The following is a 17,896-nucleotide window of genomic DNA, read 5'->3' as shown; positions in this document are numbered from 1 at the left end:
CTTTCCCTTCCCGCGGACGGGAACCCCGCGGGCGCGGGCGGTGTAACAGGGGCAGGACGGCGAGAGAAGAGGGGGACGCGATGCGGATCAGAAGGTTCGTCACCTGGGCCGGGGTCAGCGTGACGGCGCTCGCCGCCGTGATCGGCGGGTCGGGGCCGGCCGCGGCGGGCGGGCCGACGAGCGTGATGCTGGTCGCTCCGGGCAGCGGCAAGGCCGCGGGCATCTACACCAGTTCACCCGACTACCGGGAACTGGAGCAGTCCATCGGGGACGAGCCGAAGGAGGAGGCGCCGAAGTCGCTGTCGGACGTGATGAACGACCGGCACCGCCAGGTGACCGTCACCTGGCTGATCCACGACGTGTCGGTCTGGAAGGTGGACTACGTGTATCCGGACGGCCCCGGCGGTGCCTGGGTGCACAGCCGCACGGCGACGGAGAAGGGTCTGCCGGAGCAAGGCGTGTGGCGCAAGGCCGCGCGCTCCGACGAGCTCCGCACCCTCCTGGACCGGCTGGGCCTGATGGAGCCCGACAAGGGCCTCGGCATGAGCGCCCCCGACTATCCGCTCAGCCCGGACGACGCGACCGTCGCCGAGGAGACCGCGGCGGCCGCACCGCAGGCCTCGGATGCCCCGCAGGCCGCGGCGGCCGGCGACAGCGGTGGAGCGGACGGCTGGTGGCTGTCCCTGCCCGGGCTCGGCGCCGGCCTGCTCGTGGGCGGCGCCGGGACCTTCCTCGTCCTGCGGCGCATATCCCGGAACACGCCCGGCGAGGAGCCCCGTCAGGAGCTCGTCGACGCCTGACGCGACGGGGGTGCGTGCCGCGCCGGCACGCACCCCGTGCGGACTGCCGGTCAGCCGAGGTCGATCCCGGGGTAGAGCGGGAAGCCGGCCACCAGGTCCGCCGAGCGCTGCGCGATCTCGTCGGAGACCTTCGCGTCCAGCACGTGCTGCGCCTTGGACGGCTTGCCGGCCGAGGTGACGCCCGCCGTCGTGGCGGTGAGCACCCGGTCGATCAGCCCGGCGACCTCGTCCATCTCGGCGGTGCCCAGGCCGCGCGTGGTCAGCGCGGGGGTGCCGATGCGGATGCCGGAGGTGTACCAGGCGCCGTTGGGGTCCTGGGGGATGGAGTTGCGGTTGGTGACGATGCCCGAGTCCAGCAGCGCGGCCTCGGCCTGCCGGCCGGTGAGCCCGTAGGAGGACTCGACGTCGATCAGGACGAGGTGGTTGTCCGTGCCGCCGGTCACCAGCGTCGCGCCGCGCCGCAGCAGCCCCTCGGCCAGGGCCCGGGAGTTGTCGACGATGCGCTGCGCGTAGGCGTGGAAGTCGGGGCGGCGGGCCTCCGCCAGGGCCACCGCCTTGGCGGCCATGACGTGCGGCAGCGGGCCACCGAGCACCATGGGGCAGCCCCGGTCGACCTGCTCGGCCAGCGAGGAGTCGCACAGCACCATGCCGCCGCGCGGGCCGCGCAGCGACTTGTGCGTGGTGGTGGTGACGATCTGCGCGTGCGGTACGGGGTCGAAGTCGCCGGTGAGGACCTTGCCCGCGACCAGTCCGGCGAAGTGCGCCATGTCCACCATCAGCGTGGCGCCGACCTCGTCGGCGATCTCCCGCATGATGCGGAAGTTCACCAGCCGCGGATAGGCCGAGTAGCCCGCCACGATGACGAGCGGACGGAACTCGCGGGCGGTCTTGCGCAGCGCCTCGTAGTCCAGCAGCCCCGTGGCGGGGTCGGTGCCGTAGGAGCGCTGGTCGAACATCTTGCCGGAGATGTTGGGGCGGAAGCCGTGGGTGAGGTGGCCGCCCGCGTCCAGCGACATGCCGAGCATCCGCTGGTCGCCGAGCTCGTGGCGCAGCCGCGCCCAGTCCTCCTCGGTCAGGTCGTTGACCTGCCGGACCCCGGCCCGCTCCAGCGCGGGCGCCTCGACCCGGGCGGCGAGCACGGCCCAGAAGGCGACGAGGTTGGCGTCGATGCCCGAGTGCGGCTGCACGTAGGCGTGCTGCGCGCCGAACACCTCGCGCGCGTGCTCGGCGGCGAGCGCCTCCACGGTGTCGACGTTGCGGCAGCCGGCGTAGAAGCGGCGGCCGACGGTGCCCTCGGCGTACTTGTCGCTGAACCAGTTGCCCATGGCCAGCAGCACGGCCGGGGAGGCGTAGTTCTCGCTGGCGATGAGCTTGAGCGAGGCGCGCTGGTCCTCGATCTCCTGTCCGATGGCGTCGGCCACGCGCGGCTCGACGCCCCTGATCACTTCGAGGGCACTGCGGAAGGCGGTGGATTCGGTGGAGCCACTCGGCATGTCAGACCTCCTGCTGCACTGCACGGCACACGGGACGGCCCAGGCGCACGGCACACAGTTCACGGGCCGCTCCCCGATGGTCAATCCCATCCCAGCGCGCCAGTCACGACCCGTCGCCAGCCTAGCAACGCCGGTCGGGGCGCCGCCCGGCGCGAGGTTTCTTCGCATCCGGGACGAGCGACGATAGAAAGGGGCCCCACCGGGCCCAGCGCCACAACTCCCGACGTACCACGAACGGAGCACTCACGTGTCGACCGCCGCCGAGCACATCGCCGCCACCGAGGCGCACAGCGCCCACAACTACCACCCCCTCCCGGTCGTCGTCGCCTCCGCCGAAGGCGCCTGGGTGACGGACGTCGAGGGCCGCCGGTACCTCGACATGCTCGCCGGCTACTCGGCGCTGAACTTCGGGCACCGCAACGCCCGTCTCATCGAGGCCGCCAAGGCCCAGCTCGACCGCGTGACGCTCACCTCACGGGCGTTCCACCACGACCGCTTCGCGCGCTTCTGCACGGAGCTGGCCGAGCTGTGCGGCATGGAGATGGTGCTGCCGATGAACACCGGCGCGGAGGCCGTCGAGACGGCGGTGAAGACGGCCCGCAAGTGGGGCTACCGGGTCAAGGGCGTGCCGGACGGCCAGGCGAAGATCGTCGTCGCGGCGGACAACTTCCACGGGCGGACGACCACGATCATCAGCTTCTCCACCGACCCCGAGGCCCGCGCGGACTTCGGTCCGTACACCCCCGGCTTCGAGGTCGTCCCCTACGGCGACCTGGCCGCGCTGGAGGCGGCGCTGGACGACCGCACGGTGGCCGTGATGATGGAGCCCATCCAGGGCGAGGCGGGGGTCCTCGTGCCGCCGGCCGGCTACTGGGCGGGGGTGCGCCGGCTCACCGAGGAGCGCGGCATCCTCTTCGTCGCCGACGAGATCCAGTCGGGCCTGGGCCGGACGGGCCGGACCTTCGCGTCGGAGCACGAGGGCGTCGTCCCGGACATGTACGTGCTGGGCAAGGCGCTCGGCGGGGGCGTCGTCCCCGTCTCGGCGGTCGTCTCCTCGGCGGAGGTGCTCGGGGTCTACCGCCCCGGTGAGCACGGCTCCACCTTCGGCGGCAACCCGCTGGCCTGCGCGGTGGCGCTCGAGGTCCTCGCGATGCTCCGCACGGGCGAGTACCAGCAGCGGGCCACCGAACTCGGCGACCACCTGCACCACGAGCTGGCGCTGCTGACCGGCAGCGGGGCCGTCACGCAGGTCCGCGGCCGCGGCCTGTGGGCGGGCGTGGACATCGCCCCGGAGCACGGCACCGGCCGGCAGATCTCCGAACGGCTCCTGGAGCGGGGTGTCCTGGTCAAGGACACCCACGGCTCCACGATCCGGCTCGCGCCGCCGCTGGTGATCTCCAAGGAGGACCTGGACTGGGGTCTGGACCAGCTGCGGGCCGTGCTGTCGGCCTGAACCCCGGGGTGCGGGGTCCGGAGGAGGTGCGTCCCGGCGGTCAGACGCCGTCGGGGCGGGCCGCCGGGGACAGCCGCGTCGTCACGCCCATGCGGTTCCAGGCGTTGATGGTCACGCACATGGCGATCAGCCGGGGCAGCTCGTCCTCGTCGAAGACCCGGGCGGCCTCGTCGTAGACCTCGTCCGGGACACCGCCCTGACCCAGCCGGGTCACCGCCTCCACCAGGGCCAGCGCGGCGCGCTCGCGCACCGTGTAGAACGGGGTCTCCCACCACACGCTCAGCCCGTGCATCTTCTGCTCGGTCAGTCCCAGCTTGCGGGCGTCGGCGATGTGCATGTCCACGCAGTAGGCGCAGCCGTTGAGCTGCGAGGCGCGGGCCTTGACCAGCTCGTTGATCACCGGGTCGAGGCCGGCGGACGCGGCGGCGTCCAGGGCGATCATCGCCTTGTAGAAGTCGGGGGCGGCCTTGCCCAGCAGCATGCGGGGGGCGTGCGCGGGCACCAGGTCGTCGGGGCCCAGGTCGGCGGCGGCACCGGCAGGGGTCGTGATCATCGTCATGTGACACACCGTAGTGACCGGGTGGCCTCGGGCCGTGGTCCACTTGAGGGGTGAACGACTGGGCCATTTCAGGAGTCGACCTCCATCTGGACCTCACCGGCGGGACCGGTGCGCGGGCCGGGCTGGAGAAGGCGCTGCGCGAGGCCGTGCGCGACGGCCGGCTCGCCCCCGGCACCCGGCTGCCGTCCTCCCGGACCCTCGCCGGGGACCTGGGCATCGCCCGCAACACCGTCGCGGACGCCTACGGACAACTGGTGGCCGAGGGCTGGCTGTCCGCCCGCCAGGGCTCCGGCACGCGGGTCGGCGACGGCTGGCGCCCGGCCGGACCGGCCGCGGCCCCGTCCCGCGGCGGCCGTGCCCGCGCCGGCACCGCCGCACCGCACCCGGGCGGCGGCGCGACCGGAGCCGGCACCGCGGAGCCCCCGGCCGGACCGCCGCGGCAGCGGGAGCACTTTCCGTACGACCTGCGGCCCGGTTCGCCCGACCTCGGCTCCTTCCCCCGCGCCGCGTGGTCCGCCGCCGCGCGCCGCGCCCTGGCGGCCGCACCCAACGACGCCCTCGGCTACACCGACCCGCGCGGCCGCCCCGAACTGCGCGAGGCCCTGGCGGCGTACCTGGGCCGGGTGCGCGGGGTGCGCACCGCACCGGAGTTCGTCGTGGTGTGCACAGGCTTCGTCCAGGCCGCCGGGCTGGTCGGCCGTGCCCTGCGGACCATGGGGGCCCGCCGCGTCGCCGTCGAGGCGCTCGCCTACCCGCACACCCTGCGCATCCTGCGCAGGGCCGGGCTCACCACCGTCCCGCTGGCCGTCGACGACGACGGCGCGCAGGTCTGCGCACTCGACGCCGCCGTCGACGCCGCGCTGCTCACCCCCGCACACCAGTTCCCGTACGGCGCCCCGCTCTCGCCCGCGCGGCGCACGGCGACCGTGGCGTGGGCCCGCGCCACCGGCGGCCTGGTCATCGAGGACGACTACGACGGGGAGTTCCGCTACGACCGGCAACCCGTCGGCGCCCTGCAGAGCCTCGCGCCCGAGCACGTCGTGTACGCCGGAACGGCCAGCAAGAGCCTCGCCCCCGGGCTGCGGCTGGCCTGGCTCGCCCTGCCGCCCGCCCTGGTGGAACCCGTGATCACCGAGAAGGTGCTCGCCGACCACCAGTCCCCCGTCCTCGACCAGCTGACCCTCGCCGAGCTGATCGTCTCCGGCGGCTACGACCGCCATGTGCGCCGGATGCGGCTGCACTACCGCCGCCGCCGCGACCGCCTCGTCACCGCGCTCGCCACCCGTGCGCCCGCCGTGCGGGTGTCGGGCATCGCCGCAGGCCTCCACGCCGTGCTGCGCCTGCCGCCCGGCACCTCGGGCACGGCGCTGGTCGCCCGGGCGCGGGAGCGCGGGCTCGCGCTGCAGGCCGTCGCCGAGTTCGGCGGCACGGACGACGACGCGATCGTCGTCGGCTACGGCGCCCCGCCCGAGCACGCCTTCGCCGGCGCGCTGGACGAGCTGTGCGCCCTGCTCGCCGCGCACACGGTCTGAGGAGCACGCGAAGCGGCCCTCCGCCGCGCCCGTGCGGGGCGCGGCGGAGGGCCGCCGGTGGGACTCGGTGTCCGGTTCTCAGATGAGGCCGAGGCCGCGGACCGCCTCGCGCTCCTCCTCGAGCTCCTTCACCGACGCGTCGATGCGCGCACGGGAGAACTCGTTGACGTCCAGGCCCTGGACGATCTCGAACCTGCCGTCCTTCGCGGTCACCGGGAAGGAGGAGATGAGGCCCTCGGGCACGCCGTAGGAGCCGTCGGAGACGACGCCGGCGGAGGTCCAGTCACCCTCGGCGGTGCCGTTGGTCCAGGTGAAGACGTGGTCGATCGCGGCGTTGGCGGCCGACGCGGCGGAGGACGCGCCACGGGCCGCGATGATCGCGGCGCCGCGCTTGGCGACGGTGGGGATGAACTCCTCGGCCAGCCACTTCTCGTCGTTGACGGTCTCGGCGGCGTTCTTGCCGGCGACCTCGGCGTGGAAGATGTCGGGGTACTGGGTGGCGGAGTGGTTGCCCCAGATGGTGAGGCGGCGGATCTCGCTCACCGGCACGCCGGTCCGCTTGGACAGCTGCGAGATGGCGCGGTTGTGGTCCAGGCGGGTCATCGCGGTGAAGCGGTCGGCCGGGACGTCCGGGGCCGAGGACTGCGCGATGAGCGCGTTGGTGTTCGCCGGGTTGCCGACGACGAGGACGCGGATGTCGTCCGCGGCGTGGTCGTTGATGGCCTTGCCCTGCGGGCCGAAGATGCCGCCGTTGGCCTCCAGCAGGTCGCCGCGCTCCATGCCGGCGGTGCGGGGACGGGCGCCGACGAGCAGGCCCACGTTGGCGCCGTCGAAGGCGACGTTCGGGTCGTCGGAGATGTCGATGCCCTTGAGCAGCGGGAACGCGCAGTCGTCCAGCTCCATCGCGGTGCCCTCGGCGGCCTTCAGGGCCGGGGTGATCTCCAGCAGCCGCAGCTTCACCGGGACATCGGGGCCGAGCAGGTGGCCGGAGGCGATGCGGAAGAGCAGCGCGTAGCCGATCTGGCCGGCGGCTCCGGTTACGGTGACGTTGACGGGAGTGCGAGTCATTGCCTTCTCCTGGCCTTCTCCTGCTGGATCCCTTGCCGCCCCGGCAGCGTCCCTTGCCGCGGAACGGGGATCTCTCGGCGTCAAGAGACCCACGCCAGGCTATACCCGTGCCGTCGCAGCAGAAGCCACCCCGGGTGTGGCCCCGGTCACCGCCGCACCGCCGCGCCCCCGACCTCGACGGGCCCACCCGCCGGGGAGCACGTACGCGGCACCCCGCACCCCCCTTGGAGCTCCGGTCACCGCGTCCGCCGCGGCGGTGACGTCGGCGGGGCGGAAGGTCACGGGAGGCGGGCCCGCCCGCGAGCGCGTGGACCGCACCCGGCGCCCCGAGCCCCATCACGCGGCCACCGGCACCGGCGCAGCCGACGCACCGTCACACCGCCGCACCCGGACGCCCGGGCGCATGCCGCCCCCGGCGTGACGGCGTCGCGCGCGTCAGCCCGGCGGGGGGGGTGCGGCGCAGCCGTGGGGGCCCGTGGTCAGGGTGGCGCAGGCGCGGGCGGCGCCGGGGGCATGGACGGCGAGCATCGAGGTGTACGCCTCCGGGTCCCGGCCGATGCGGCTGCGCTGGGAGCGGCGGGCGCCGCCCGCCTCCGTGACGCTGACCGTGTCGCCGGGGGCCCCGGCGGAGATGCGGGCCCAGACGGCCGCGCACACGCGGCTGTAGCGCATCTCGACGTACGCGCCGCCCACCCAGGCCGCCGCGGCCGTGCGGGCGTTGCCTCCGCCGCAGCCCATGCCCTCGGGGTCCTTGCCGGTGCAGTCCCGGCCGGTGCACTTCACGCCCGCGGGCAGTGCGGCCGCCCGGGCGGTACGGGTCGGGCCGGGCCGGGCGCGGTCGTCGCCCTCGCCGCCGCCGGTCAGCGCGGTGGCGCCGAACACCGCCAGTACGACGGCCACGACGCCCACCACGCCCGCCGCGAAGAGCACGAGCCGACGCCGCCGTACGCCGGGGGCGGTGGGCGCTTCCGCCGGTGCCGGTGCCGCCGCCGGGCCCGGGGCCGGGCCGAACTCCCCCAGCGCGGCACGGGCCTCGGCGATCCGCAGTGCCTCCATCGTGACGTCGTGGCGGCCCTCGGCGCGGCTCCAGACCCGCTCGGTGACCTCCCACATGGTGGTGAAGTGCGCGGGGTCGGCGCCCGTCGCCTCGGCGAGCGCGACCACCGCGTAGCGGGGCGGCAGCAGGCGGCCGCTCAGGTACCGCTCCCACGAACTCCTGCTGTAGCCGGTCGCCTCGGCGAGCGCGGCGACGCTCAGGCCGCCGCGGTCGACCTGGCGGCGCAGTTGCTCGGTGAACTCCCGTACCCGCGGGTCCAGGTCGTCGGTCAGTGGCCGCCAGCGGGCCATCTCCCTTTCCCCCTCATGCCGTTGTCGTTCTGCCCGGAAGGCTACTCATGGGGATGCTTCGGGCGGCCCGTCCGGTTGCGCCCGTCATCCGATGCAGATGCCCAGGATGATCAGGCCCAGGCAGAGCCCCTTGCCGGGGCTGCGGCTCGGGGAGGCGGAGGGCGCCGGCGCCGCCGGGGCGCTCGTCGCGGGCGGCGGTGCCTTGGTCGTGGGTGCGCCGCCGCCGGGTGCCGGGGTCGTCGTCCCGCCCGTGCCGGGCGCCGCCGTGTGCGGATCGCGCCCGGGCGCGGAGGACACCTCGCCGGTCTCCGCCACCTGTGCCACGGGCGTGCCGCCGTCCGGGGAGACGGCGGCAGCGGTACGGGAGGCCCCCGCGTCCTTCGTGCCCGCCGAGGGGGCCGACCCGGGCCAGGAGGTGGCGGCGGACCCGGCCCGGCCCGAGGCGGAGGGCGCGGGGCCCGCCGCCGGCACGCTGGCCGTGGGACGGGCCGCCGGCGGCGCCCCGGCCCGCCCGGTCCCGTCCGTGGCCACCCCGGTCGCCACGAGCAGCGCGAACACCCCGCCGAGCACCAGCCCGCCCGCGACCGCGACCAGCGCCTTGCGCCGCCGCCGCAGGGCGTGCCGGGGCATCCCCTCGACGGGGGCGAGCGGGTCGAGCGGATCGGCGTACGGGAAGCCCTTCATGGTGTCGGCGACGCCGCGGTCGGCCAGTTCCCACAGGGCCATCAGCCGGTCGTAGTCGGCGCCGCTGAGCTGCCCCAGCACCTCGACCGCGTCACGCGGTGGGATCCGCACGCCGTTGAGGTACTGCTCCCAGGCCCCGGTGCTGCTCGCGGTGCGCGCGGCCAGCGCCGGGACGCTCAGCCCGCTGCGGTCCTTCATCCTGCGCAAGTGCACGGCGAGACGGCGCGCGGCGACGTCCAGTGTCTCGGGCAATGGCTCCCACCGTGCCACCACGCACCCCCCGGCTCCGTCGGTCAACCCACGGTAGCGACGCACATACGCTCGATGCATGGAATCCGGAGAATCCTCATGCTCCCCGCGGGGTGACGAGTCCGGTCTCGTAGGCGAGGACGACGGCCTGCGCACGGCTGCCGAGGCCGAGCTTGGCCATGGTGCGGTTCAGATGGGTCTTGACGGTCGCCTCGCTGATGAAGAGCAGGTCGGCGATCTCCGGGTTGGACAGGCCGCGGGCGATCAGCCGCAGCACCTCCACCTCCCGCGCGGTCAGCGCCGCCAGTTCGGCGGGCGGGGCCCGGTCGGCGCCGGCGGGCGGGGCGCCGGGACGCGGCGGCGCGTAGGCCTCGATCAGCCGCCGGGTGACGCTCGGGGCGAAGAGGGTGTCCCCTCCGGCGACGGCGTGGACGGCGGCGATCAGGCGCTCGGGGCCGGCGTCCTTGAGCAGGAAGCCCGACGCCCCGGCGCGCAGCGCGGTGTAGACGTACTCGTCCAGGTCGAAGGTGGTCAGGACGAGGATCCGCGGCGGCGGGTCGGCCGCGGCGGCCAGGATGCGCTCGGTGGCGACGACCCCGCTGATCCCCGGCATCCGGATGTCCATGAGGATCACGTCGGGCGCCGTCCGCGCCGCCCCCTGCACGGCCTCCTCGCCGTCGCCCGCCTCCCCGACCACCTCGATGCCGGGGGCGGCGTGCAGCAACGCGACGAGCCCGGCCCGGATCAGGAACTGGTCGTCGACGACGAGCACCCTGGTCATGCGTCCGATGAGTCCCCTCGCCGCTCCGTGCCCCGCGCGGACGTGGGGAGCACGAGCCGTACCTCGAAGCCCTCGCCGAGCGGGCCGGTGTCCACCGTCCCGCCGTAGAGCCTGGCGCGCTCCCGCATGCCGATCAAGCCGTGACCGGTTCCCCGGCCGATTGTGGCCGGATCGGATCGGCCCGGTGGCGCCCCGGAGCCGCCGCCCGCGCCCCTGGCGCCCGTGGTGCCCGCGCCGTCGTCGGTGACGGTCACCGTCAGGTGGTGCGGCTCGTAGGCGACCAGGACCCGCGCCCGGGCGAGCGGGGCGTGCTTGAGCACGTTGGTCAGCGCCTCCTGCACGACCCGGTACGCGCACAGGCCGACACCGGGGGCGACCGGCCGGGGTTCCCCCTCGGTCCGCAGCTCGACGGCGAGCCCCGCGGCCCGCACCCGTTCGATCATCTCGCCCAGCCGGGTCACGGAGGGCATCGGGTCGTACGAGGCCCAGCCCTCCTGCGGCTCCCCCGGCCCGGCGCGCAGCACCTTGAGCATGCGGCGCATCTCCTGGAGCGCCTCGCGGGTGGTGTCGGAGATGGTGTCGAGCGCGCCGCGGGCGGTCTGCGGGGAGGTGTGGAAGACGTACGCGGCCATGCCCGCCTGCACCGAGATCACCGACATGTGGTGCGCGACGACGTCGTGCAGCTCGCGGGCGATCCGCGCCTGCTCCTCCGCCACCGCCTCCCGGGCCCGGTCCTGCTGTTCGGTCCGCAACCGCTCGGTGAGCCGGGCCAGCCGCTCCTCGCGCTTGCCGGACACCCGGGCGGAGCGCCCGAAGCGGCACATCACCAGCGGGAACAGCACGGCCTGGGCGGCCACCGTGGCCATCGAGCCCTGCGCCGCGGTCAGCCCGGCGTAGACCCAGACCGCGCCGGTCAGCGCGGCGCAGGCCAGCGCGGTGCGCACCGGGCGCAGGGACGCGACGGTGTACAGCGCGAGCAGCGGCGCCATGGAGTTGACGACCGGCCAGTAGCCGGCCGCGACGTAGAGCGTCCAGGCGGCGCAGACGAAGACGCAGACGCCGACCGGCGCCCAGCGGCGCACCACGATGGGCAGGTTGACCAGCGCGGTCAGCGCGTAGCCGAACAGGTCGAGGCGCATCCAGTCGTCGGGCGGCCGTTCGTGCCCCAGCAGCATGCCGGCGGCGGTGAAGCCCACCGCCAGCAGGACGTCGACCAGCCCCTTGTTCCCCACGGGCGCAGCGTAGGCCCCGGCCGTACGGGCGTGCGTCAGTCCCCCGCCGTACCGCGGAAGTTGTACGTCCCCTTGCGAAAGGTCAAACCCGCACGGGACGACCTCCCGGCCCCGTCGGCCGTAGCGTCGTGGCCCGGGGGCCAGAGGGGGGCACCCCGACACGACGGTGCCCCGTCCTCCGACGGGGGGAGGACGGGGCACCGGGTCGTGACCGCGCGGGCGGCGGACGGGCCTCAGACGGACATCCGCTTGCGCAGGTTCTCGTCGACGGCGGCCAGGAACTGCTCGGTCGTCAGCCACGGCTGCTCCGGGCCGACGAGCACCGCCAGGTCCTGGGTCAGCTGACCGGCTTCGACGACCTCCAGGACGGCACTCTCCAGCGTCCCGGCGAACGTGGCGAGCTCGGGGGTGTCGTCCAGCCGGGCCCGGTGGGCCAGGCCGCGGCTCCACGCGAAGACCATGGCGATGGGGTTGGTCGAGGTCGGCCGTCCCGCCTGGTGCCTGCGGTAGTGGCGGGTGACCGTGCCGTGCGCCGCCTCGGACAGCAGGGTGCGGCCGTCGGAGGTCATGAGGACCGAGGTCATCAGCCCCGCCGAGCCGACGCCCCGGGTGAGGACCCCGGACAGGATGTCGCCGTCGTAGTTCTTGCAGGCCCAGACGTAGCCACCGGCGCCCTTGAGGGCCGAGGCCGCCATGTCGTCGACCTGCCGGTGCTCGTGGCCCAGGCCGGACGCCTCGAACTCGCGCCGGAACTCGGTGTCGAAGACCTCCTGGAAGAGGTCCTTGAAGCGGCCGTCGTACTTCCTGAGCACCGTGTTCTTGGTGGACAGGAAGACGGGCAGCCCGCGCGCCAGGCCGTAGCGGAAGGCGGCGCGCGCGAACTCGCGGATCGACTCGTCCAGGTTCACCATGCCGAGGGCCACGCCGGGACCGGGGAAGTGGTGGACCTCCAGGTCGACCGGGTCGGAGCCGTCGGCCGGGGTGAAGTTCAGGGCGAGGGTGCCGGCGCCGGGGATCCGCAGCTCGGTGGCCCGGTACTGGTCCCCGAAGGCGTGCCGGGCGATCACCACGGGCCGCGACCCGCCGGGCACGGCCCGCGGCACGTTCCGCAGGACGACGGGTTCGCGGAAGATCCCGCCGCCGAGGCGGTCACGGATGGTGGCGTTCGGGGAGCGGTACATCCCCCTCAGGCCGAACTCCGCGACCCGCGCCTCGTCGGGGGTGACGGTGGCGCACTTCACGCCGACGCCGTGCCGTGCGACCGCCTCCGCCGCCTCGGCCGTCACCCGGTCGTGGGTGGCGTCCCGGTGCTCGATGCCCAGGTCGAAGCGGACCAGTTCGAGGTCGAGGTGGGGCAGGACCAGCTCGTCCCTGATGAAGCGCCAGATGATCCGCGCCATCTCGTCGCCGTCGAGCTCGACGACCGGGTTCCTTGCCTTGATCTTGGTCATGGGAGTCGTTCTCCCTCTCACGCCGTGACGTGTGCCCGGAGTGCACGTCGTACGTCAGGGCACTCGCCACACAGCGTAACCGGATCAACGCACGGAGAAACGGACGACGTCCTCCAGGAAGGGGATCTCCAGCACCGGATGGGGCTGCGCCATCAGTGCCAGCAGCACGATCAGGGCGCCCAGCACCCCGTAGGTGATCATGTCGGTGAAGCGGCTGCGGACGGCCAGCATGCCGACCGAGGGCAGCAGCCGGCGCATCAGCCCGCCCAGCATCAGCGCCGAGCCGACCAGCACCAGGCCGGCCCGGGTGACGTCGGCCGCCACCAGCACCAGGCCGAGCAGCACCGCTCCGGAGACCACGAGGATCGGCCACTGGCGGGCCGGGGCCGGGGCGTGCGCGCCCATGGCCCGGCCGCCGCCCTCGGGGCGTGCGGTACCCCGGGTCAGCACCTGGAAGCGGCGGCTGCGGCCGGCGTCGCCGGTCTCCTCCGGCTCCGCCGCTCCGCCTCCCGTACGGGGGCCCGTGCCGGTCATGCGTACCGGCCCTCCGCGGCCTCCACGACGTTCGCCAGCAGCATGGCCCGGGTCATCGGGCCGACGCCGCCGGGGTTCGGCGAGATCCACCCGGCGACCTCGGCCACGCCCGGGTGCACGTCGCCGACGATCTTGCCGTTCTCGTCGCGGCTCACGCCGACGTCCAGCACGGCGGCGCCCGGCCGCACGTCCTCCGGCTTCACCAGGTGCGGCACGCCCGCCGCGGCCACGACGATGTCGGCCTGGCGCAGCTGGGCGGACAGGTCGCGGGTGCCGGTGTGGCAGAGGGTGACGGTGGCGTTCTCGGACTTGCGGGTCAGCAGCAGCCCGATCGAGCGGCCGACGGTGACGCCGCGGCCGACCACGGTGACGTGCGCGCCGTTGATCTCGACGCCGTGCCGCCGCAGCAGCTCCACGATGCCGTTGGGGGTGCAGGGCAGCGGGCCGCGCTCGTTGAGCACCAGCCGCCCGAGGTTGGTGGGGTGCAGTCCGTCGGCGTCCTTGGCCGGGTCCATCAGCTCCAGGACGCGGTTGGTGTCGATCCCCTTGGGGAGCGGCAGCTGGACGATGTAGCCGGTGCACTCGGGGTTGTCGTTCAGTTCGCGGACGACCGCCTCGATCTCCTCCTGGGAGGCGGTCTCCGGCAGCTCGCGCTGGATGGACGCGATGCCGACCTCCGCGCAGTCGCGGTGCTTGCCCGCGACGTACCAGCGGCTGCCCGGGTCGTCGCCGACCAGCAGCGTCCCCAGTCCCGGGGTGACACCCCGTTCCTTGAGCGCCTGGACGCGGGTCGACAGTTCGGACTTGATCGCGGCGGCAGTGGCCTTGCCATCGAGAATCTGGGCGGTCATACCTCCATCTTCTCAGGTCCGCACACCAACGCTGGACAGCGGATGACGCCGACCAGGACGATGTGGGCCGTCCCCAGTCCCATCCGCGCGAAAGAAGCCAACGTGAGCTACCCGCCCGGTCCCGGCAATCCGTACGGCCAGCAGCCTCCGCAGCAGCAACCGCAGCAGCCCTACGGATACCCGCAGCAGCCCCCGGCCCAGCCCGGCTACGGCTACCCGACGCAGCCCCAGCCGCCCTACGGCGCCGTTCCGCCGCAGGCCCAGGGTCCGTACGGCTACGGCTACCCGGGAGGTCCCGCCGGTCCCGTCCCGGGCATGCCGCCGTTCGCGAGCTGGGGCGCCCGGGTGGGCGCGACGCTGATCGACTTCCTGGTCGCCGGGCTCGTGCCGATGATCCTCGTCGGCGTCGGCTACGGGCAGTTCATCGCCGTCGTGGTCGACGCGGCCCGCGACTGCGACGCGAGCGGCACCTACGGCACCTGCCCCGCGCCCGCCATGCCGGGCGGCGCCCTCGCCCTGATCGGCCTCGGCCTCCTGCTGTCCCTGGCCGGCGGCCTGTTCCTGTGCTACCGCGAGGGCAAGACCGGCCAGACGCCGGGCAAGAAGGCCCTCGGCATCAGCGTGCTGCGGGAGTTGGACGGCCGTCCGCTCGGCTTCGGCATGGCCTTCGTCCGCCGGCTGTGCCACGGCCTGGACGGCGCCGCCTGCTACATCGGCTACCTGTGGCCGCTGTGGGACGACAAGAAGCAGACCTTCGCCGACAAGATCCTCAACTCGGTCGTCGTCAAGGCCCAGTAGGCCCCGGGCCAGAACGCGCCCACGTCCCCGGTCCCGTCCTCGCGAAGGAAGTCAGAAGTGAGCTACCCGCCCGGCCCCGGCAACCCCTACGGCCAGCAGCAACCGCAAGCGCCGTACGGGTACCCGCAGCAGCCGCCGGCCCAGCCCGGCCACGGCTACCCGACGCAGCCCCAGCCGCCGTACGGGTACCCCCAGCAGCCGCAGCAGGGAACGCCGTTCGCGGCGTACCCGGGCGGCCCCGAGGTCATGCCGTCGTCGGCGCGGGCGGCGCGGGCCATGCTGTTCGTGCTCGGCGGGATGCAGATCCTGGGCGGTCTGCTGCTCCTGCTGGGGGCGGCGGCGCTCAAGAGCGTGGACGACACCGACGAACTGGCCATGCCCATCGGCCTGGTCTACGTCATGGGGGTGCTCTTCCTCGCCTTCGCCGTCCTGTCGATCGGCATGGGCGCCAAGTACCGGACCGGCGGCAACGGCACCCGGATCGGGTCCATCGTGATCGGCGTGCTGGTCGCGCTGAGCAGCGTCGCGACCATGTTCAGCGGCGCGTTCGTGCTGATCGCACCGCTCGCGCTCAGCGTGCTGCTGATCGTCTTCGCGGCCAAGGCCGAGACGGCGGCCTGGTTCCGGCGCCCGCAGTACTGAGCGGGCCCGCCGGTGGCGCCGGGCGACTCCGACCGCAACCCGAAGGCCCCCGCGCAGGCGGGGGCCTTCGGCGTTCCGGCGCTGCGGCCGGTCAGTGGAAGAAGTGCCGCGTACCGGTGAGGTACATGGTCACGCCGGCCTTGCGCGCGGCCTCGACGACGGCCTCGTCGCGCACCGAACCGCCGGGCTGCACCACGGCCTTGACCCCGGCGCCGGTGAGCACCTCCAGCCCGTCGGGGAAGGGGAAGAAGGCGTCGGAGGCGGCGTAGGAACCCGTCGCGCGCTCCTCGCCGGCCCGCTGGACGGCGAGCTTGGCGGAGTCGACGCGGTTGACCTGGCCCATGCCGACGCCGACCGTCGCGCCGTCCTTGGCCAGCAGGATGGCGTTGGACTTCACGGCCCGGCAGGCCCGCCAGGCGAACGCCAGGTCGGCCAGCTCGGCGGCGGTCAGCGGCTCGCCGGTGGCCAGCGTCCAGGTGGCCGGGGCGTCGCCGGCGGCCTGGAGGCTGTCCTTCTCCTGCAGCAGCAGCCCGCCCTCGACGGGACGGAACTCCGTCCGCGCCACGGGCGCCTCGGGGCAGCGCAGCACGCGGATGTTCTTCTTGCGGGCGAGGACCTCGACCGCGCCCTCCTCGAAGTCCGGCGCCACGATGACCTCGGTGAAGATCTCGGCGACCTGCTCGGCCATGGCCACGCTCACCGGCCGGTTGACGGCGATGACGCCGCCGAAGGCCGACAGCGGGTCGCAGGCGTGCGCCTTGCGGTGCGCCTCGGCGACGTCGTCGCCGACCGCGATGCCGCACGGGTTGGCGTGCTTGATGATCGCGACGCAGGGCTCGTCGTGGTCGTACGCCGCCCGGCGCGCGGCCTCGGTGTCGACGTAGTTGTTGTAGGACATCTCCTTGCCGTGCAGCTGCTCGGCGTTGGCCAGGCCCGTGCCCCCGTCGGTGTACAGCGCGGCCGCCTGGTGCGGGTTCTCGCCGTAGCGCAGCACGTTCTTGCGCTCGTAGGTGGCGCCCATGAAGTCGGGGAAGGAGGTGTCGTCCGCCGGGGCGTACGAACTCGCGAACCAGCTCGCGACCGCGACGTCGTACGCCGCGGTGTGCTGGAACGCCTCGGCCGCCAGGCGCTTGCGGGTGGTGAGGTCGAAGCCGCCCCCGCGGACGGCGGCGAGCACGTCCGCGTACCGCTCGGGGCTGGTCACGACGGCCACGGACGGGTGGTTCTTGGCGGCGGCGCGGACCATCGAGGGGCCGCCGATGTCGATCTGCTCCACGCACTCGTCCTCGGAGGCGCCGGAGGCGACCGTCTCGCGGAAGGGGTAGAGGTTGACCACGACGAGGTCGAAGGGCTCGACGCCCAGCTCCTCCAGCTGCCGGCGGTGGTCCTCCAGCCGCAGGTCGGCGAGGATGCCTGCGTGCACCTTCGGGTGCAGGGTCTTGACCCGGCCGTCCAGGCACTCGGGGAACCCGGTCAGCTCCTCCACCTTGGTGACCGGCACGCCGGCGGCGGCGATCCGCCCGGCCGTCGAGCCGGTGGAGACCAGCTGGACGCCCGCCTCGTGCAGGCCGCGGGCCAGCTCCTCCAGACCGGTCTTGTCGTAGACGCTGACCAGTGCGCGACGGATCTCCCGCTTGGTACTCACGGCAACAGAACCTTTCGTCCCTCAATGCGATAGCCGTCGCGGGACAACCGCCCCACGACGTCGACGAGCAGCGTGCGCTCGACTTCCTTGATGCGCTCGTGGAGCGCTTCCTCCGTGTCGTCCTGCCGGACCTCGACCACGCCCTGGGCGATGATCGGGCCGGTGTCGACGCCGTCGTCGACGAAGTGGACGGTGCAGCCGGTGACCTTCACGCCGTAGGCGAGGGCGTCGCGCACCCCGTGCGCGCCCGGGAAGCCGGGCAGCAGCGCCGGGTGCGTGTTGACGAGGCGGCCGCCGAACCGGGCGAGGAACTCCTTGCCCACGATCTTCATGAACCCCGCCGAGACCACCAGGTCGGGCTCGTACCCGGCCACCGCCTCGGTCAGCGCGGCGTCCCACGCCTCCCGGTCGCCGTGGTCGGCCACCCGGCAGACGAACGTCGGCACCCCGGCCCGCTCGGCGCGCTCAAGCCCGGCGATGCCGGACCGGTCCGCGCCGACGGCGACGACGTGGAGTCCCGCGTCGAGCAGCGCCTGCAGGTTCGTGCCCGAACCGGAGACGAGCACGACGAGTCGGGCGGGGCGGGAAAGGGGCGGAAAGACTGTGGCCACTGCGGGTCATCTCTCGGGGATCCGGTGCTTTGGAGGATCGTACGACTCGAAGATCGCCGGAATTCCGGGGAACTCTACGAGGCCGTCGACCGTCAGCAACGATACCGGCACACCAGCCCGCCCCCACGGGACGGGGGAGCGCGCGGGCGGTAGCGTCTGGGGTGAG

17 protein-coding genes and 1 riboswitch are annotated in these 17,896 nt (G+C 74.0%); of the genes, 5 read left to right on the top strand and 12 right to left on the bottom strand.

Annotation, left to right across the window (positions count from 1 at the left end; all coding sequences use genetic code 11):
* Positions 1-80: 80 nt before the first annotated feature.
* Positions 81-800, top strand: coding sequence for a hypothetical protein (locus tag ABZ479_RS32135; protein WP_500464842.1), 720 nt, complete (start codon positions 81-83; stop codon positions 798-800).
* Between the two features lie 50 nt (positions 801-850).
* Here ABZ479_RS32135 and ABZ479_RS32130 read toward each other — a convergent pair whose 3' ends face one another.
* Positions 851-2,293, bottom strand: a complete 1,443-nt coding sequence (locus tag ABZ479_RS32130) for a glycine hydroxymethyltransferase (RefSeq protein WP_499606547.1) — start codon at positions 2,291-2,293, stop codon at positions 851-853.
* 30 nt (positions 2,294-2,323) lie between these two features.
* Positions 2,324-2,410: riboswitch (ZMP/ZTP riboswitch) on the bottom strand.
* Positions 2,411-2,540: 130 nt separating this feature from the next.
* Here ABZ479_RS32130 and rocD point away from each other — a divergent pair.
* Positions 2,541-3,746, top strand: coding sequence for an ornithine--oxo-acid transaminase (gene rocD, locus ABZ479_RS32125; protein WP_500464841.1), 1,206 nt, complete (start codon positions 2,541-2,543; stop codon positions 3,744-3,746).
* A gap of 40 nt (positions 3,747-3,786) precedes the next feature.
* On the opposite strand, the gene ABZ479_RS32120 is transcribed toward rocD, so the two are convergent.
* The gene (locus ABZ479_RS32120; RefSeq protein ID WP_499606545.1) at positions 3,787-4,305 is read right to left on the bottom strand and encodes a carboxymuconolactone decarboxylase family protein; all 519 of its coding nucleotides are present in this window, start codon (positions 4,303-4,305) and stop codon (positions 3,787-3,789) included.
* Positions 4,306-4,355: 50 nt separating this feature from the next.
* On the opposite strand from ABZ479_RS32120, the gene pdxR reads away from it, so the two are divergent.
* On the top strand, positions 4,356-5,837 hold the full coding sequence (gene pdxR / locus ABZ479_RS32115; protein WP_500464840.1) for a MocR-like pyridoxine biosynthesis transcription factor PdxR: 1,482 nt from the start codon (positions 4,356-4,358) through the stop codon (positions 5,835-5,837).
* Between the two features lie 78 nt (positions 5,838-5,915).
* Here pdxR and ABZ479_RS32110 read toward each other — a convergent pair whose 3' ends face one another.
* From ABZ479_RS32110 to ABZ479_RS32075, 8 genes are all read right to left on the bottom strand, one after another.
* A complete protein-coding gene (locus ABZ479_RS32110; protein ID WP_500464839.1) occupies positions 5,916-6,905 on the bottom strand; it encodes a malate dehydrogenase in 990 nt (329 codons plus the stop codon).
* Positions 6,906-7,340: 435 nt separating this feature from the next.
* Positions 7,341-8,252, bottom strand: a complete 912-nt coding sequence (locus tag ABZ479_RS32105) for a helix-turn-helix domain-containing protein (RefSeq protein WP_500464838.1) — start codon at positions 8,250-8,252, stop codon at positions 7,341-7,343.
* Positions 8,253-8,336: 84 nt separating this feature from the next.
* Complete coding sequence (locus ABZ479_RS32100; RefSeq protein ID WP_500464837.1) at positions 8,337-9,188, bottom strand: helix-turn-helix domain-containing protein; 852 nt, start codon at positions 9,186-9,188, stop codon at positions 8,337-8,339.
* A gap of 94 nt (positions 9,189-9,282) precedes the next feature.
* Positions 9,283-9,966 carry a response regulator gene (locus tag ABZ479_RS32095; RefSeq protein WP_499606540.1) on the bottom strand — a complete coding sequence of 228 codons (684 nt, stop codon included), beginning with the start codon at positions 9,964-9,966 and terminating at the stop codon, positions 9,283-9,285.
* Positions 9,963-11,141 (bottom strand): sensor histidine kinase, encoded by a 1,179-nt coding sequence (locus ABZ479_RS32090; protein ID WP_500464868.1) that lies wholly within the window; start codon positions 11,139-11,141, stop codon positions 9,963-9,965. Before ABZ479_RS32090 ends, ABZ479_RS32095 begins: the two co-directional genes overlap by 4 nt.
* A gap of 290 nt (positions 11,142-11,431) precedes the next feature.
* Complete coding sequence (locus ABZ479_RS32085) at positions 11,432-12,649, bottom strand: NADP-dependent isocitrate dehydrogenase (RefSeq protein ID WP_500464836.1); 1,218 nt, start codon at positions 12,647-12,649, stop codon at positions 11,432-11,434.
* A gap of 84 nt (positions 12,650-12,733) precedes the next feature.
* Positions 12,734-13,183: a DUF3017 domain-containing protein gene (locus ABZ479_RS32080; RefSeq protein WP_500464835.1), complete on the bottom strand. Its 450-nt coding sequence runs from the start codon at positions 13,181-13,183 to the stop codon at positions 12,734-12,736.
* Complete coding sequence (locus tag ABZ479_RS32075) at positions 13,180-14,034, bottom strand: bifunctional methylenetetrahydrofolate dehydrogenase/methenyltetrahydrofolate cyclohydrolase (protein WP_500464834.1); 855 nt, start codon at positions 14,032-14,034, stop codon at positions 13,180-13,182. The genes ABZ479_RS32080 and ABZ479_RS32075 overlap by 4 nt, the downstream gene beginning before the upstream one ends.
* A gap of 102 nt (positions 14,035-14,136) precedes the next feature.
* Between ABZ479_RS32075 and ABZ479_RS32070 the strand changes: the two genes are divergently transcribed.
* Both ABZ479_RS32070 and ABZ479_RS32065 read left to right on the top strand, forming a co-directional pair.
* The gene (locus tag ABZ479_RS32070; RefSeq protein WP_499606535.1) at positions 14,137-14,832 is read left to right on the top strand and encodes an RDD family protein; all 696 of its coding nucleotides are present in this window, start codon (positions 14,137-14,139) and stop codon (positions 14,830-14,832) included.
* Positions 14,833-14,889: 57 nt separating this feature from the next.
* Complete coding sequence (locus ABZ479_RS32065) at positions 14,890-15,474, top strand: hypothetical protein (RefSeq protein WP_499606534.1); 585 nt, start codon at positions 14,890-14,892, stop codon at positions 15,472-15,474.
* Positions 15,475-15,565: 91 nt separating this feature from the next.
* Here ABZ479_RS32065 and purH read toward each other — a convergent pair whose 3' ends face one another.
* Both purH and purN read right to left on the bottom strand, forming a co-directional pair.
* Complete coding sequence (gene purH / locus ABZ479_RS32060) at positions 15,566-17,119, bottom strand: bifunctional phosphoribosylaminoimidazolecarboxamide formyltransferase/IMP cyclohydrolase (protein ID WP_500464833.1); 1,554 nt, start codon at positions 17,117-17,119, stop codon at positions 15,566-15,568.
* Positions 17,116-17,730 carry a phosphoribosylglycinamide formyltransferase gene (gene purN / locus ABZ479_RS32055; RefSeq protein ID WP_499606532.1) on the bottom strand — a complete coding sequence of 205 codons (615 nt, stop codon included), beginning with the start codon at positions 17,728-17,730 and terminating at the stop codon, positions 17,116-17,118. The genes purH and purN overlap by 4 nt, the downstream gene beginning before the upstream one ends.
* Between the last annotated feature and the right edge of the window lie 166 nt (positions 17,731-17,896).

Origin of the sequence: Streptomyces sp. NPDC005722 (assembly GCF_040630935.1) — a bacterium.
Classification (GTDB): domain Bacteria; phylum Actinomycetota; class Actinomycetes; order Streptomycetales; family Streptomycetaceae; genus Actinacidiphila.
Note: the sequence above shows the minus strand (reverse complement) of the source record. Positions and strands in the feature narration are given on the sequence as shown.